This window comes from Streptomyces venezuelae (assembly GCF_008642355.1).
Taxonomy (GTDB): domain Bacteria; phylum Actinomycetota; class Actinomycetes; order Streptomycetales; family Streptomycetaceae; genus Streptomyces; species Streptomyces venezuelae_B.
Map to the genome: position 1 here is coordinate 6,592,021 of NZ_CP029193.1, position 13,509 is coordinate 6,605,529.

11 protein-coding genes are annotated in these 13,509 nt (G+C 70.2%); 8 read left to right on the top strand and 3 right to left on the bottom strand.

The genetic code is table 11. The features are described 5' to 3' along the window. The first annotated feature begins 65 nt into the window (after window positions 1–65). Genes DEJ47_RS30180 through DEJ47_RS30190 form a run of 3 tightly spaced genes read left to right on the top strand, consistent with a single transcriptional unit; the run spans window position 66 to window position 3,138 of the window. The gene (locus tag DEJ47_RS30180; protein ID WP_190415639.1) at window positions 66–989 is read left to right on the top strand and encodes a carbohydrate ABC transporter permease; all 924 of its coding nucleotides are present in this window, start codon (window positions 66–68) and stop codon (window positions 987–989) included. Then, window positions 986–1,822: a carbohydrate ABC transporter permease gene (locus DEJ47_RS30185; protein WP_398336988.1), complete on the top strand. Its 837-nt coding sequence runs from the start codon at window positions 986–988 to the stop codon at window positions 1,820–1,822. Before DEJ47_RS30180 ends, DEJ47_RS30185 begins: the two co-directional genes overlap by 4 nt. After that, entirely contained in the window at window positions 1,822–3,138 is a 1,317-nt protein-coding gene (locus DEJ47_RS30190) for an ABC transporter substrate-binding protein (protein WP_150173531.1), read from the top strand. The genes DEJ47_RS30185 and DEJ47_RS30190 overlap by 1 nt, the downstream gene beginning before the upstream one ends. 39 nt (window positions 3,139–3,177) lie before the next feature. Here DEJ47_RS30190 and DEJ47_RS30195 read toward each other — a convergent pair whose 3' ends face one another. After that, window positions 3,178–3,918 carry a response regulator gene (locus DEJ47_RS30195; RefSeq protein ID WP_150173533.1) on the bottom strand — a complete coding sequence of 247 codons (741 nt, stop codon included), beginning with the start codon at window positions 3,916–3,918 and terminating at the stop codon, window positions 3,178–3,180. Further along, entirely contained in the window at window positions 3,915–5,156 is a 1,242-nt protein-coding gene (locus tag DEJ47_RS30200) for a sensor histidine kinase (protein WP_190415642.1), read from the bottom strand. Before DEJ47_RS30200 ends, DEJ47_RS30195 begins: the two co-directional genes overlap by 4 nt. Before the next feature lie 220 nt (window positions 5,157–5,376). Between DEJ47_RS30200 and DEJ47_RS30205 the strand changes: the two genes are divergently transcribed. Together DEJ47_RS30205 and DEJ47_RS30210 are read left to right on the top strand one after the other, a co-directional pair. Further along, the gene (locus DEJ47_RS30205) at window positions 5,377–7,638 is read left to right on the top strand and encodes an MMPL family transporter (RefSeq protein ID WP_150173537.1); all 2,262 of its coding nucleotides are present in this window, start codon (window positions 5,377–5,379) and stop codon (window positions 7,636–7,638) included. After that, window positions 7,635–9,233: an alpha/beta hydrolase gene (locus tag DEJ47_RS30210; RefSeq protein WP_150173539.1), complete on the top strand. Its 1,599-nt coding sequence runs from the start codon at window positions 7,635–7,637 to the stop codon at window positions 9,231–9,233. Before DEJ47_RS30205 ends, DEJ47_RS30210 begins: the two co-directional genes overlap by 4 nt. A 9-nt stretch (window positions 9,234–9,242) precedes the next feature. Here the strand turns inward: DEJ47_RS30210 and DEJ47_RS30215 are convergent, their stop codons facing one another. Continuing rightward, entirely contained in the window at window positions 9,243–10,304 is a 1,062-nt protein-coding gene (locus tag DEJ47_RS30215) for a hypothetical protein (RefSeq protein WP_190415644.1), read from the bottom strand. A gap of 170 nt (window positions 10,305–10,474) precedes the next feature. Here DEJ47_RS30215 and DEJ47_RS30220 point away from each other — a divergent pair, with 170 nt between their 5' ends. The 3 genes from DEJ47_RS30220 to DEJ47_RS30230 all read left to right on the top strand — a co-directional run bounded on the left by DEJ47_RS30220 (window position 10,475) and on the right by DEJ47_RS30230 (window position 13,375). Next, window positions 10,475–10,864, top strand: coding sequence for a MarR family winged helix-turn-helix transcriptional regulator (locus DEJ47_RS30220; RefSeq protein WP_223828761.1), 390 nt, complete (start codon window positions 10,475–10,477; stop codon window positions 10,862–10,864). Between the two features lie 36 nt (window positions 10,865–10,900). After that, window positions 10,901–12,103 (top strand): macrolide-inactivating glycosyltransferase, encoded by a 1,203-nt coding sequence (gene mgt, locus DEJ47_RS30225; protein ID WP_150173543.1) that lies wholly within the window; start codon window positions 10,901–10,903, stop codon window positions 12,101–12,103. A gap of 267 nt (window positions 12,104–12,370) precedes the next feature. Further along, complete coding sequence (locus DEJ47_RS30230; protein ID WP_150173544.1) at window positions 12,371–13,375, top strand: CDP-alcohol phosphatidyltransferase family protein; 1,005 nt, start codon at window positions 12,371–12,373, stop codon at window positions 13,373–13,375. Window positions 13,376–13,509 lie beyond the last annotated feature (134 nt).

The following is a 13,509-nucleotide window of genomic DNA, read 5'->3' on the forward strand; positions in this document are numbered from 1 at the left end:
CAGCACGATGACGGAGGCCGCCGGGGCGGCCTGACCCTCACGAGCCGCCCGAAGGAGCCGATCCCGTGACATTGGCGACCGCAACGAAGCGGTCAGCGAGAGGGAAGCCGGGACGCGGAGTCGCGGACCGCGGCGCGTGGTTCCTCGTGCTGCCCGCCCTCATCCCGATTCTCGTCCTCAGCGTCGGCCCGCTCCTCTACGGCATCGCGCTGGCCTTCACCGACTCCCAGTCGGGCCGCACCGAACCCACCCAGTGGGTCGGCGCCCTCAACTTCCAGGACCTGCTGCACGACACGCTGTTCTGGGACTCGTTCAGGATCGGTCTGCTCTGGGCGTTCGGCGTCACCGTGCCGCAGTTCTTCCTCGCACTCGGCCTCGCCCTCCTGCTCAACCAGCCGCTGCGGATGCGCTGGCTCGCGCGGGCACTCGCGATCATCCCGTGGGCGATGCCCGAGGTCGTCGTCGGCATCATGTGGCGGCTCGTCTACCACCCGGACGCGGGCGTGCTCAACGAAACGCTCTCCGACCTCGGCCTCGGCGACGGGAAGGACTGGCTGACCGGCACGGCGACCGCGCTCCTCGCCGTCATCGTCGTCGGGGTATGGGCCGGCATGCCGCAGACCACCGTCGCGCTGCTCGCCGGACTGCAGAACACCCCGCGCGAACTGCACGAGGCCGCCGCCATGGACGGCGCGGGCGCCTGGCGCCGGTTCCGCACGGTCACCTGGCCGGCGATCAAACCCATCGCCCTCGCCATCACCGCGCTGAACTTCATCTGGAACTTCAACTCGTTCGCCCTGGTCTACGTCCTCACGCAGGGCGGCCCCGGCGGCCGCACCCGCCTCCCCATGCTCTTCGCCTACGAAGAGGCTTTCCGCTACGGCCAGTTCGGCTACGCGGCGGCCATGGGCTGCGTGATGGTCGCGGTGATCTCCGTCATCCTCGCCGTCTATCTCGTGGGCCGACTGAAAGGAGGCGACGAGGCATGATGCGCACGAAAAAGCCGGCGCGCGCCGCGCAGTACGCGGCACTCACCGCCTACCTGGTCTTCCTCGCCTTCCCGTTCCTCTGGCTCATCTCGACGGCGTTCAAGCCCGCGCGGGAACTGGGCAGCCTGCACCCCACCTGGATCCCGAAGGATCCGACCCTGGACAACTTCCGCCAGGCGTTCGACGAGCAGCCGCTCCTCCAGGCCGCGGGCAACTCACTGATCGCGGCGCTCAGCGCCGCCCTGATCGCGGTCGTCATCGCGACCCCGATGGCGTACGTCATGGCCAGGCACCGCAACCGCGTCGCGAAGGCCGCCACCGGCTGGGTGGTGATCAGCCAGGCGTTCCCGTTCGTCCTGATCATCATCCCGCTGTTCCTGATCCTGAAGAACCTGCACCTGATCAACTCGCTGCTCGGTCTGATCATGGTCTACGTGGTGTGGTCGCTGCCGTTCGCGCTGTGGATGCTCGTCGGGTACGTCCGCGCGGTCCCCACCGAGCTGGAGGAGGCCGCCGCGGTGGACGGCGCGAGCAAGGTGCGGACCTTCGTCTCGGTCGTCGCGCCGCTGCTCGCCCCCGGCATCGTCGCCACCGCGATGTTCGCCTTCATCACCGCGTGGAACGAGTTCTTCTTCGCGCTCGTCCTCCTCAAGACCCCGGAGAAGCAGACGTTGCCGGTCATCCTCAACCGCTTCATCGGCACGGAGGGCGTCGCCGACCTCGGCCCGCTCGCGGCGGCGGCGTTCCTCGCGACCATCCCCTCCCTCGTCATCTTCGCGATCATCCAGAAGCGGATCACGGGCGGCATGCTGGCGGGGGCGGTGAAGGCCTGATGCGCACGACACCGCGTAGGGCGTCCCGCACGGCACCCCGACTGGCCGCCGCCCTCGCCTCCCTGACGCTGCTGCTCGCCGGATGCAGCGGGGACTCCGGGGACGACGACGGGAAGATCACCCTCCAGTTCCAGTCCCTGGCCTGGCAGAAGGAGTCCGTCGACGCCAACAAGGCGCTCGTCGAGGAGTGGAACGCCACCCACCCGGACGTGAAGGTCGAGTACATCCAGGGCAGCTGGGACAGCGTCCACGACCAGCTGCTCACCTCCTTCGAGGGCGGTGAGGCGCCGGACATCATCCACGACGCGTCGGACGACCTCGCCGACTTCGCCTACGGCGGGTATCTCGCGGACATCGGCGACCTCCTGCCCGAGCGTCTCAAGGCGGACATCCCGCGGCGCAGCTGGGAGACGGCGACCTTCGACGGCAAGATCTACGGCGTGCCGTTCCTCCAGGAGCCGCGCGTCCTGATCGCCAACGCGAAGTGGCTGAAGAAGTCAGGCGTGCGCATCCCGACGCCCGAGAAGCCGTGGAGCTGGCCGGAGTTCCGGGCGATCACCAAGAAGCTGGGCGACGGCACCGACGGGAAGTACGGCGTCGCCTGGCCGCTGAAGGAGCCCGTCTCGGCCACGCTCAACCTCTCCCTGTCGACCGGAGGGAAGATGTTCCACCGGGGCGCGGACGGAAAGGTCGACGTGCGCTTCGACGCGCCCGACCAGGTCATGCCGCGCACGGTCCACGACCAGGTCAACGTCGACAAGAGCGCGTCCGGCACCACCCTCGGCATGGGCGGCTCCGACACCCTGCCGGGGTTCTTCGGCGGCAAGTACGCGATGGTCCCGCTCGGCTTCTCGTACCGCCAGCAGATCGTCCAGCAGGCGCCGAAGGGCTTCGAGTGGCAGGTGCTGCCCGCTCCGGCGGGCGAGGAAGGGCTCGCACAGGGCGTCAGCCCGCAGACCCTGTCCGTCTCCGAGGACAGCGCCCACAAGAAGGAGGCGGCCGAGTTCATCGACTTCTTCCTGCGGCCGAAGAACATGGTGAAGCTGGCGCGCGGCGACTGGATGCTGCCGACCGGCGAGGAGGCGCTGAAGGACCCGGCTCTGCGCACGGAGAAGAACGGCTGGTCCGCGGGCACGGCTCTGTCCGAGGACCTGCGCCCGGCGCCCGCCCAGTCCGTGCGCGGCTACCCCGAGTGGAAGGACAAGGTCGCCACCCCGGCGCTCCAGGAGTACTACAGCGGGGCGATCGACCTCGACGAACTGGAGAAGCGGCTGGTGAAGGACGGGAACCTGGTGCTGGCGCGGTACCAGCGCTAGCGGATGCGAGGGCGGTGGCGTCCGGGAGCGCCTGGGGTGTCACAGCCCCTGGCCGGGCTGCCCCGCGCCGGACTGCCCCGCCCGTACGAGGCCCGACTCGTACGCCGCGATGACCGCCTGCGCGCGGTCGCGGACGCCGAGTTTGGCGAAGATGCCGGTGGCGTGGTTCTTCACGGTCTGGACGCCGATCGCCATCTGCTGCGCGATCTCGGTGTTGTCGAGACCCGCGGCGATCAGCCGCAGCACCTCCACCTCGCGCGGCGTGAGCCCGGAGAGGTCCGCGCCGGGCGGGGCAGGCACCGGTGCCGGGGCCACGAACGTGGCGAGCAGCCGGGTCAGGAGCCGCGGCGCGACGACGGCCTCGCCGCGGTGGACGGTGCGCAGCGCGGCCACGAGTTCCTCGGGGGAGACGTCCTTGGGCAGGAACCCCGACGCGCCCGCCCGCAGGGCGCCGACCACGTGCTCGTCCATGTCGAAGGTGCTGAGCGCGAGAACCCGGCACCGGGGCAGCTCGGCGCTCAGACGCTCGGTGGCCCTGACCCCGTCGAGCACCGGCATGCGGATGTCCATCAGGACGACGTCCGGGCGGAGTTCGTGGGCCGCCGCGACGGCCTGCGCGCCGTCGTCCACCTCGCCGATGACCTCGATGGCGGGGTCCGAGCGCAGGATGAGGGAGAGACCCCGGCGTACGAGGGGCTGGTCGTCCGCGATGAGCACGGTGATCCGGCCGGCTTCGCCGCTCTGCTCGGGTGCGGGCGCGGGCGGGGTGGCAGAGGTCATCGGGGCGTCCCGTCCTTCTCGTCGATCGCGTTCATCTCGTGCTGCGTGTGCTCCTCGTACGTGCCCGCGGGCAGCGGTACTTCCGCGGTCACCGCGAAGCCGCCCCCGGCACGGTTGCCGACGTGCAGGGAACCGTCGTGGAGGGCGATGCGTTCCCGCATGCCGAGGAGACCGTATCCACCGCCGGTGCGGGACGTGCCCGGGTCCCCGCCGCCGGCGCCGTCGTCGGCCACCTCGACGGTGACCCGGTCCGGGAGGTAGCCGATCCGCACCGTCGCGCGGGCGGGCCCCGCGTGCTTGCGGGCGTTGGTCAGCGCTTCCTGGACGATGCGGTAGAGGGTGAGGCCGACGGTCATCGGCAGCGGCCGGGCCCGGCCGGTGACGTGCAGCTCGGTCGGCAGACCCGCGGCGACCGAGTCGGCGACGAGCCGCTCGATGTCGTTCACCCCGGGCTGCGGTTCCGACGGCGTCTCCTCCGGCGTCTCGGTGCTGCGCAGGACGCCGAGGAGCTGCCGCATCTCGTGCAGGGCCGTGCGGCCCGACTCCTCCAGGGTCACCAGCGCCTCGCGGGCCGTCTCCGGATCGCGGTCCAAGGTCGACCGCGCCCCGCCGGACATCAGGTACATGGTGGTGATGTGGTGGGCGACGATGTCGTGGAGCTCCCGGGCGATGCGACGCCGCTCCTCCGTCACCGCCCGGTCGGCGAGCAGCTTCCGGTTGATGTCCAGTTGCCGCTTCCACTGCCGCACGGCCAGACCTATGGCGACGAGGAGACAGGGCGTGACCAGTACGTCGGTGACGCCCATCCCCAAAGTGGCCTCGTCGTTGTTCACGTACCGCAGGATCTGCACGGGCGCCGCGGCGACGACGGCGAGCGCCACGGCGCGCCGTTCACTGTACCGGGCCACGGTGTAGAGGGCCACCGACACGGCAGCGCCGTAGCTGTTCGACATGGCCTCGCCCGGGTCCACGACCAGGCCCGTGTTGACGGCCAGCTGCACGGCGAGGACGGCGCCGAGCACGGGCATCGGGTGATGGCGCCGGAAGAGCAGCGGGACCGCGGCGACGCAGACCAGCAGGACGCCCGGGACGGTGACGCGCGCGCCGGGCCCCTCCTCGCCGGGGGTCAGGTAGGCCAGTACATCGAGCGTCACCGCAAGGACGGCGATCACCACGTCGCCCTTGGTCGGCCGCGTGCTCTCCGCGGGCGGTACCGGAGGGAAGAAGTCGCGTCCCATCCGGGCGCCTCCACTTGTGAACTCGTCGAACCGACCGGTTCGGGCCATCTCTTCTTCGCACCATTACATCCCGGTGCGCCGGACGGTGAATCGCCGCGGGGACGGTTCTCGCGCCCAGTACTGGAGTACTGGGTGCGGCGGAACGCCGGACCCGGGTCCCGGGTGCGTCCCCTCCCGGCGGCCGACGTGTTCAAGGGGCCCCGCGTGATGACCTTTTGACATGATCCGCAAGCTGACCTCTTTCTCCACCCGACATCGATGGATGACGGTCGTCCTATGGACCGTTCTCGGGACGGCGCTCACGTTCGTGGGCGGCGCGATGATGTACGACGTCACCGACTCCCAGGCGGGCGACTTCCTGCCCAAGAAGTACGACTCGGCCGTGGCGCTGCGCATCGCGGAGGAGGATTTCGGCACCAAGCCCGACGCCAACGCGCTGACCGTGCTGGTCGCCAGGGACGACGGCGGGAGACTCACCCCCGCCGACCAGCGGCACATCACCGGCACGGCGGCCGACCTGGGCCGGGAGCGGGTCGTCGGACCGAAGCCCGAGCCGCTGATGAAGGACCACTCGCAGACGCCGCGCGTGTCGCCGGGCGCCGTGGCACCGGACAAGAGTTTCCGGCTCCTCACGGTGTCGCTCGACGGAAATCCGAACGACCCGGGCCTGCAGAAGGTCTACAAGGAATTCCGCGACCACGCGAAGGGCGCATTCGCCAAGGAGGACCTGCGCGTCGGATTCACCGGCGGAATCGCCTCGACGGTCGACGACGTGGACGCCGAGGAAACCACCGGGAAAGTCGGCTCGGCCCTGACGATGGGCCTCATCGTCCTTCTGAACGTGCTGGTGTTCCGCAGCGTGGCGGCCGCGATCGTGCCGCTGATCGCGGTGGCCCTGATCGGCGGTGTCGCCTCGGGAGCCGTGGTGGGTGCGGCGAAGCTCTTCGGGATCGAACTCGACGCGTCCACGCCCTCACTGATCAGCGTCGTGCTCCTGGGCATCGGCATCGACTACTTCCTCTTCCTGATGTTCCGGTTCAGGGAACAGCTGCGGAACCGTCCCGACCAGGACGCCCGGGAGGCGGCGGCCGAGACGACCGGGCGGGTGGGCAGCGCGATCACGTCCGCGGCCCTGACGATCGTGGCGGCCTTCGCGACACTGGGTCTCGCGAGCTTCGGCCAGTTCCGGGTCCTCGGGCCCGCGATCGCCATCTCCGTGCTCGTGATGCTCCTCGCGAGCCTCACCCTCATGCCCGCCCTCCTCGCCGTGTTCGGACGCGGCATGTTCTGGCCGGCCCGCGCCTGGAAGAAGGAGCACACCGGCGGGGTCGCCGCCCGCCTCGGCCACGCGGTGAGCAGCCGCCCGCTGCGGTACGCCCTCGCAAGCCTGGTGCTGCTCGGCGCGCTCGGCGCCGGCGCGGTCGGCATCAAGATGAGCTACGACCAACAGGGAACGCACGAGACGGCCGCCGTGCGGACCGCCGAACAGATCTCCCGCAGCCTCCCCGCCGGAGTCTCCGACCCGCACAGCGTCTACGTACGGAGCACGGACGGCACCGCGATCAAGGCGAGTGCGCTCGGCGACATGACCCGTTCCCTCGGCAAGGCCGAGGGCGTCGGCGAGGTCGGCAAGCCGGTCCTGAACAAGGACCGCACGGCCGCGCGGGTCGACCTGTTCCTCAGCGTCAAGTCCGATACGCAGAAGGCCCGCGACCTGGTCTCCGGACCGGTGCGGGAGACGGCCGCGCGCACGGCACCCGAGGGCACCAAGGCGTACGTCACGGGGACGGCGGCCGTCTTCGCCGACATCGCGACGGCAGTCGAGAAGGACCTGCGGCTGGTCTTCCCGGTCGCGGCCCTGCTGATCGCCGTCATCCTCTTCCTGTTGCTGCGCTCCCTGCTCGCCCCGGTCGTCCTGATGATCGCCGTAGGCCTCGGGTTCCTGGCCACGCTCGGCGCCAGCACCCTGCTTTTCCAGCACGGACTCGACCGGCCCGGGGTGTCGTTCACCCTGCCGCTCGTGCTGTTCCTCTTCGTCGTCGCCCTCGGCACCGACTACAACATCCTGATCACCGACCGGATCAGGGAGGAGATGGAGAAGCCGGTGACGGCCCGGCACGCGGTCGCGGAGGCGGTGCGGCACACCGCGCCCGCCATCGCCACGGCGGGCGTCGTGCTCGCCGGGTCCTTCGCCAGCCTCGCCGCGAGCCCCGCCACGCAGGAGATCGGTTTCGCCACGGGTCTCGGCATCATCCTCTCCTCGCTCGTGCTGTCCCTCGTCCTGGTCCCCGCGCTGGCCGCGGTCCTCGGCCGCGGGCTCTGGTGGCCCCGCAGGTCCCGCCGGACGCCGCAACATCACGACCACTCCATGAACCACCAGCAGCACTACTCCGCAGACCACCAGCAGCAGTACGCGGCCGCCCCCGCACACTTCGGCCGGCACGCACAGCACGCACAGCACGAAAAGCAAGGACGCATATGAACACCGCACCCCGCGCCACCCTGTCCGCCTTCGCCGCCACCCTCGCCCTCGCCGCCGGAGTGACCGGCTGCGCGACGAGCACGGACGACTCCCCGACCGAGGCGGGGTCACAGGCGAACACGTCGGCCGACAACGCCGCGTACACCGCCACCCTGAAAGGACTCGACCGCTACTACCAGCAGCGCCTGGACTGGGGCCCCTGCAAGGACCCCGAGCTGACCAGGACCGGCACGCAGTGCGCGAAGGTCACCGTCCCGCTCGACTACGCCGCTCCGAAGGGCCCCACCCTCTCCCTCACCGTCTCGCGCATGAAGGCCACCGGCTCCGACCGCGAGCGCCGCGGCATCATCCAGACCAACCCGGGCGGCCCCGGCGGTCACGGGCTCGGGATGCCCGCGCAGCTGCGGGCCAAGATGACGCCGCGCGTGGCGGCCGCGTACGACGTCATCGGGATGGACACCCGGGGACTCGGGGAGAGTTCGCCGCTCGACTGCGGCCTCGACAGCATCTCCTGGTTCCGCGGCGCGGGCTTCGACCGTGCCTCGTTCGACCGGGTGGCGAAGAAGTCGGCCGACGACGCGCGCAAGTGCAACAAGAAGTACGGTGACCGGCTCGCCCACTACTCCACCCGCAACATCGCCCGTGACGTGGACGTCATACGCGGCGCGCTCGGCGAGCGCAAGACGTCCTGGTTCGGCCAGTCGTACGGCACCTACCTCGGCGCGGTCTACGCGAACATGTTCCCCGACAGGGTGGACAGACTCGTCCTGGACAGTGCCATGAACCCCCGCGACTACGGCCTCAAGATGTTCCAGGCCATGGGGCCCGCAAACGAGAAGGCACTCGACGACCTGGCGCGCTGGGCCGCGCCGCGCGACGGCGAGTACCACCTCGGGAAGACGCCCGCGGCCGTGCGGGCCACCGTCGAGGGTCTGGTCCGCCGGGCCGCGCAGCGGCCGATCCAGGTCGGCGGCGACCGGCTCGACCACGAGTCGCTGCCGTTCGTCCTCTACTTCCTCGGTACGGACGACATCGACAACGCCGAGTACGCGAAGACGGTCCGGCTGCTCCTCGACGCCGCCGCGGGCCGCACCGTCGAGCCGTCGGAGCGTCTGGCGGGGCTCCTCGGCGCCATGTTCCGCACGGACGAGACGGGGACGGGCAGGGACTACGCCTCCGCCCTCGCCGTCCTGTGCGCCGACACCACCGCGCCGGGCAACGCCGAGTGGTACCGCAAGGCCATCGAGAAGGCCCGGCCGAAGCAGCCGGTGTTCGGGCCGTTCCACAACGCGCCGATGCCCTGCGGCTGGTGGAAGGCGAAGCCGAGCGAGGCGCCCACCAAGGTCTCCAGTGACCTGCCCGCCCTGCAGATCCAGGCCACGGGGGACACCCGCACCACGTACGAGCAGGGCCTCGGCATGCACAAGGCGATGCGCGGTTCCAAGCTGGTGACCGTCCCGGTCCGCACCCACGCGGTCTTCGTCGGCTACCCCAACGCCTGCGCAGACAAGGCGGTCAACGACTACCTGCTCACCGGCGAGCTGCCGTCCGAGGACTACACCTGCCCGCGCGACCAGCAGGCGGACGGCCGCTGACACAGGCTCTCAGACCGCGACCGACTCCTCCATCTCCTCCTCCTGGACCTCGGTCTCCCGGGCACCGGCAGCGGCGTCCGGGAGGCCGGGGTTCCGGCGCTCCCACAGGGCCGCGACGCCGACGGCCAGCAGGCCGAGCAGCAGCCAGGCGGCCAGCGTCCACACGTGCCGACCCAGGCCGTGACCGCCGAAGTACAGGTGGCTGCGGATGCCCTCGACGAAGCCCGCGCCGTTCCAGAACGCGTGCAGGGAGCCGAAGAAGCCGTTCTGCAGCTCGGGCCTGAAGAGCCCGCCGGACGTCGTGAAGTTGAGCATCACGAAGAGCACCATCATCGCCAGCGTCGTCCAGCGCTTCAGGAACGTGTGCAGTCCGACGCCGATGAACAGAATGCCCGCCGCGTACAGCCAGGCCATGGCCCACACGCCCCACAGGCCCTGGTGCACCAGGTGGAAGATCGGGCCCGCGAGCGCCGCGCCGATGAGGCTGACGGCGAAGGAGACCCCCACGACGAGTCCCGCCCTGGCCCGCATCCGCAGGCCCGCGCCCGCCGCGCCGAGCACGGCGACCGATGCGTACGAGCCGATGCTCACGGCGACGAGCAGGAAGAAGAGGCCCTGGCCCGTGGGGTCGTCCTCGACGGGCGGCGCCACGTCGGTGACCTTCAGCGGCAGGCCCTGCTTGGCGGCGACCGGGGTGAAGAGCTTCTGGGCCGCCGTGGCGCTCATGTCGGATCCCGCGGTGGCCACGATCAGCTCGGGCGACTTCGCGTCGGGGACATAGGCGCCCGCGATGTCGAGGGACTTGAGCGCGTCGACCGCCTGCTCGCGGTCGGCGAGCGTGCGCACGTCCAGGGCGTCGCCCGCCTTGTCCTTGATGTTCTGCGCGAGGAGCTGGGTCTGCTGGCCCGACCCGACGACGGCGACCGGCATGTCGTTCGGCTCGGGTGTCACGAACGCACCCATGTACGCCAGGCCCATGCCGAGGCACATCAGCAAGGGTGTGACCAGGTGGAGGAGGACGTGGCGCAGGGCGTCGCGCAGTCGGGGGGCGGATTCCGCGGTGGCGGACATGGGGGGACTCCGGAGGTTGGTCGGCGGCACAGGCGGCAGGTAGTTGGTAAATGCAACTCTTTGCGATGTTGTACTCTACAACCATTCGTGGAGAGGGAGAAATCGTGACCGATCGAGACGGGGACAGGCCCGCAGTCCGGGACGCGTCCATCGAGGTCATCCAGCGGGAGATGACCGCGTTCGCCCGGCGGGCGCGCGCCACCGCCGCGCGCATGCACCCCGAGCTCTCGCTCGTGTCCTTCACGCTGCTCAGTCACCTCGAGCACCAGGGCGGCTGCCGCGCCACGGATCTGGCCGCGCACTACACGCTCGACAAGTCGACGATCAGTCGGCAGGTGGGGGCGCTGGAGAAGGCCGGGCTCGTCGAGCGGCGGCCCGATCCTGCCGACCAGCGGGTGCACGTGCTGCACCTCACCGAGGAGGGCAACGAGGTCCTGGCGCAGGTCGGCGACGCGCGACGGGTCGCCTTCCGGGAGCGGCTCGCGGGGTGGAGCGGCGCGGATCTGGCCCGGTTCTCCGAATATCTGCTCCGTTACAACGGGGAAGTTTCCGACGACTAGTTGCACGAGACGTATCGTCTCGTTTAATGTTCCGGCATGACCTCACCCCGGCCCGCCCACATCGCCATGTTCTCGATCGCCGCCCACGGGCACGTCAACCCGAGCCTCGAAGTGATCCGTGAGCTGGTCGCGCGCGGCCACCGCGTCACGTACGCCATTCCGCACGCCTTCGTGGAGAAGGTCGCCGAGACCGGCGCCGAGCCCCGGCCCTACACCACGACCCTGCCCTCGGCGGACGCCGACCCGGAGGCGTGGGGCACCGAGCTGATCGACAACATCGAACCGTTCCTCACCGACGCGATCACCGTTCTGCCCGAACTGGCCCATGCCTACGAAGGCGACGAGCCCGACCTCGTCCTGCACGACATCACGTCCTACCCGGCGCGCGTCCTCGCCCGCCGCTGGGGCGTCCCCGAGATCTCCCTCTCGCCGAACCTCGTCGCCTGGGAGGGGTACGAGGAGGAAGTCGCCGAGCCGATGTACGCGGAGCTGAAGAAGACCGAGCGCGGCCAGGCGTACTACGCGCGCTTCCACGCCTGGCTGGCGGAGAACGGCATCACCCAGCACTGCGACCCCTTCGTCGGACGCCCGCCGCGCTCGCTCGTCCTCATCCCGAAGGCGCTGCAGCCGCACGCCGACCGGGTCGACGAGAGCGTGCACACGTTCGTCGGCGCCTGCCAGGGCGACCGGGCGGCCCAGGGGGAGTGGGAGCGGCCGGCCGGCGCCGAGAAGGTGCTGCTCGTCTCGCTGGGCTCGGCGTTCACCAAGCAGCCCGCCTTCTACCGCGCGTGCGTCGAGGCCTTCGGCGACCTGCCCGGCTGGCATGTGGTGCTCCAGGTCGGACGGCACGTCGACCCGGCCGAGCTCGGCGCACTGCCGGGGAACGTGGAGGTGCACCCGTGGGTGCCGCAGCTCGCGATCCTCAAGCAGGCCGACGCGTTCATCACGCACGCCGGCGCGGGCGGCAGCCAGGAGGGGCTCGCCACCGCGACGCCCATGGTCGCCGTGCCGCAGGCCGTGGACCAGTTCGGCAACGCCGACATGCTCCAGGCGCTCGGTGTCGCCCGGCACCTGCCGATGGAGGAGGCCACCGCCGCGACGCTGCGTGAGGCCGTCCTCGCGCTGGCGGGCGACCCGGAGGTGGCCCGCAGGCTCGGGGAGATCCAGCGGGCGATGGCCGCTGAGGGCGGCACGAAGCGGGCGGCAGACCTCATCGAGGCGGAACTGCGGCCCCGCTGAGGTGTCGTCGGGGGGCGACTGCCTCTTCGGGCAGAGAAGGGGCCGCCCCCGGGGCATTCGTAACGCTCCGTGACGCGATTCGGTAACGGAGCGGTCATTCGGTAACGCTCAGGTAACGCGCCACCATGCTGGAAGGGCCATTGACTCGTCCTGAAAGGTTGACCGTTACCCCCGGCCAAAGGTTGTACACGTCAGATCTTGTTCCTTTCCCGAACTGCTTTCTAGCGTGGGATGAACTTTCGCCGAACGCCAGGAAGTTGAACCCCCATGCGTCGAGACATACCGCCCCTCGCCGAGGTGCGCCGCATCACCGAGAAGAAGCGCGATGCGTGGTGGACCGTGATGCTGGTCGATCCGGTCGCCACGCCGCTCGTGCGGTTCACCGCGATGCGGACGCGCGTCACGCCCAACCAGATCACCTGGGGGGCGTTCATCCTCGGCCTCGGCTCGGCGGCGTGCTTCGCGTTCGGCGACTGGAAGTGGCTCGTACTCGGCGCGGTCATCTACCACGTCAGCTTCATCTTCGACTGCATGGACGGCAAGCTCGCCCGGCTCACCGGGCAGGGCTCCGTCTTCGGCGCCTGGCTGGACTTCGTCTTCGACCGCATCCGCGTGATGGTGTGCGGTGTGGCGCTCATGTGGGGGCAGTACGACCGCACCGGCGACACCTTCTACATATGGCTCGCCCTCGCCGTCGTCGCGCTCGACACCCTGCGCTACATCAACTCGCTGGAGATCTTCAAGATCCGGCACACCATGCGCAAGCAGATCAAGGCGCGCATGCGGGCCGCGAAGCGCGCGCAGAACGAGGCGGAGCTCGCCTTCATGGAGGACCTGCTGCGGGACAACCCCTCGGCGGACATCGAGCAGGACCTGCAGCGCGCCGCGGGCGAGGCGGGGGCGGGCTACGTCACGCAGCCCTCGGACGGCACCACCGGCACCGAGACGGACGAGCAGACCGCGCCGAAGCCCAAGGCCCAGGTGATCGACCTCCATCAGGAGTTCCGGCAGAAGTTCCCCGCGTATCTCCGGGTGCGCTCCTTCCTGCTGCGCCACCGTATTCGCGCGCACCTGGTGAGCGGAATCGAATTCCAGATGGGCGTCTTCATGATCGGCCCGCTCTTCGACGCGGTGATGCCGGTGACGATCGTCTCCGGGGCGCTCCTTCTGGTCTTCGAACTCGCCATCATCTACAAGCTGCTCCTCTCGACGCGTGACTTCACGCGGACCATCGACTCCTTCGAGGAGCAGAAAGTCGTCACCGCGGCCTGAGCCGCACGCGCGACACCGACACCGACGCCGGGCGGGCTGGGCTCTCCAGCCCGCCCGGCGTTGCGCATGGGGCGCAAAGTGCCTTGTGTTACCGCGAGTTGGGGGCATTGTGGACCGGGATGTCCGTTCCGCCG

Coding starts and splice junctions, on each gene's coding strand:
- DEJ47_RS30185 (WP_398336988.1), top strand. CDS start 986: ATGATGCGCACGAAAAAGCCGGCGCGCGCCGCGCAGTACGCGGCACTC.
- DEJ47_RS30190 (WP_150173531.1), top strand. CDS start 1,822: ATGCGCACGACACCGCGTAGGGCGTCCCGCACGGCACCCCGACTGGCC.
- DEJ47_RS30195 (WP_150173533.1), bottom strand. CDS start 3,918: ATGACCTCTGCCACCCCGCCCGCGCCCGCACCCGAGCAGAGCGGCGAA.
- DEJ47_RS30200 (WP_190415642.1), bottom strand. CDS start 5,156: ATGGGACGCGACTTCTTCCCTCCGGTACCGCCCGCGGAGAGCACGCGG.
- DEJ47_RS30205 (WP_150173537.1), top strand. CDS start 5,377: ATGATCCGCAAGCTGACCTCTTTCTCCACCCGACATCGATGGATGACG.
- DEJ47_RS30210 (WP_150173539.1), top strand. CDS start 7,635: ATGAACACCGCACCCCGCGCCACCCTGTCCGCCTTCGCCGCCACCCTC.
- DEJ47_RS30215 (WP_190415644.1), bottom strand. CDS start 10,304: ATGTCCGCCACCGCGGAATCCGCCCCCCGACTGCGCGACGCCCTGCGC.
- DEJ47_RS30220 (WP_223828761.1), top strand. CDS start 10,475: ATGACCGCGTTCGCCCGGCGGGCGCGCGCCACCGCCGCGCGCATGCAC.
- mgt (WP_150173543.1), top strand. CDS start 10,901: ATGACCTCACCCCGGCCCGCCCACATCGCCATGTTCTCGATCGCCGCC.
- DEJ47_RS30230 (WP_150173544.1), top strand. CDS start 12,371: ATGCGTCGAGACATACCGCCCCTCGCCGAGGTGCGCCGCATCACCGAG.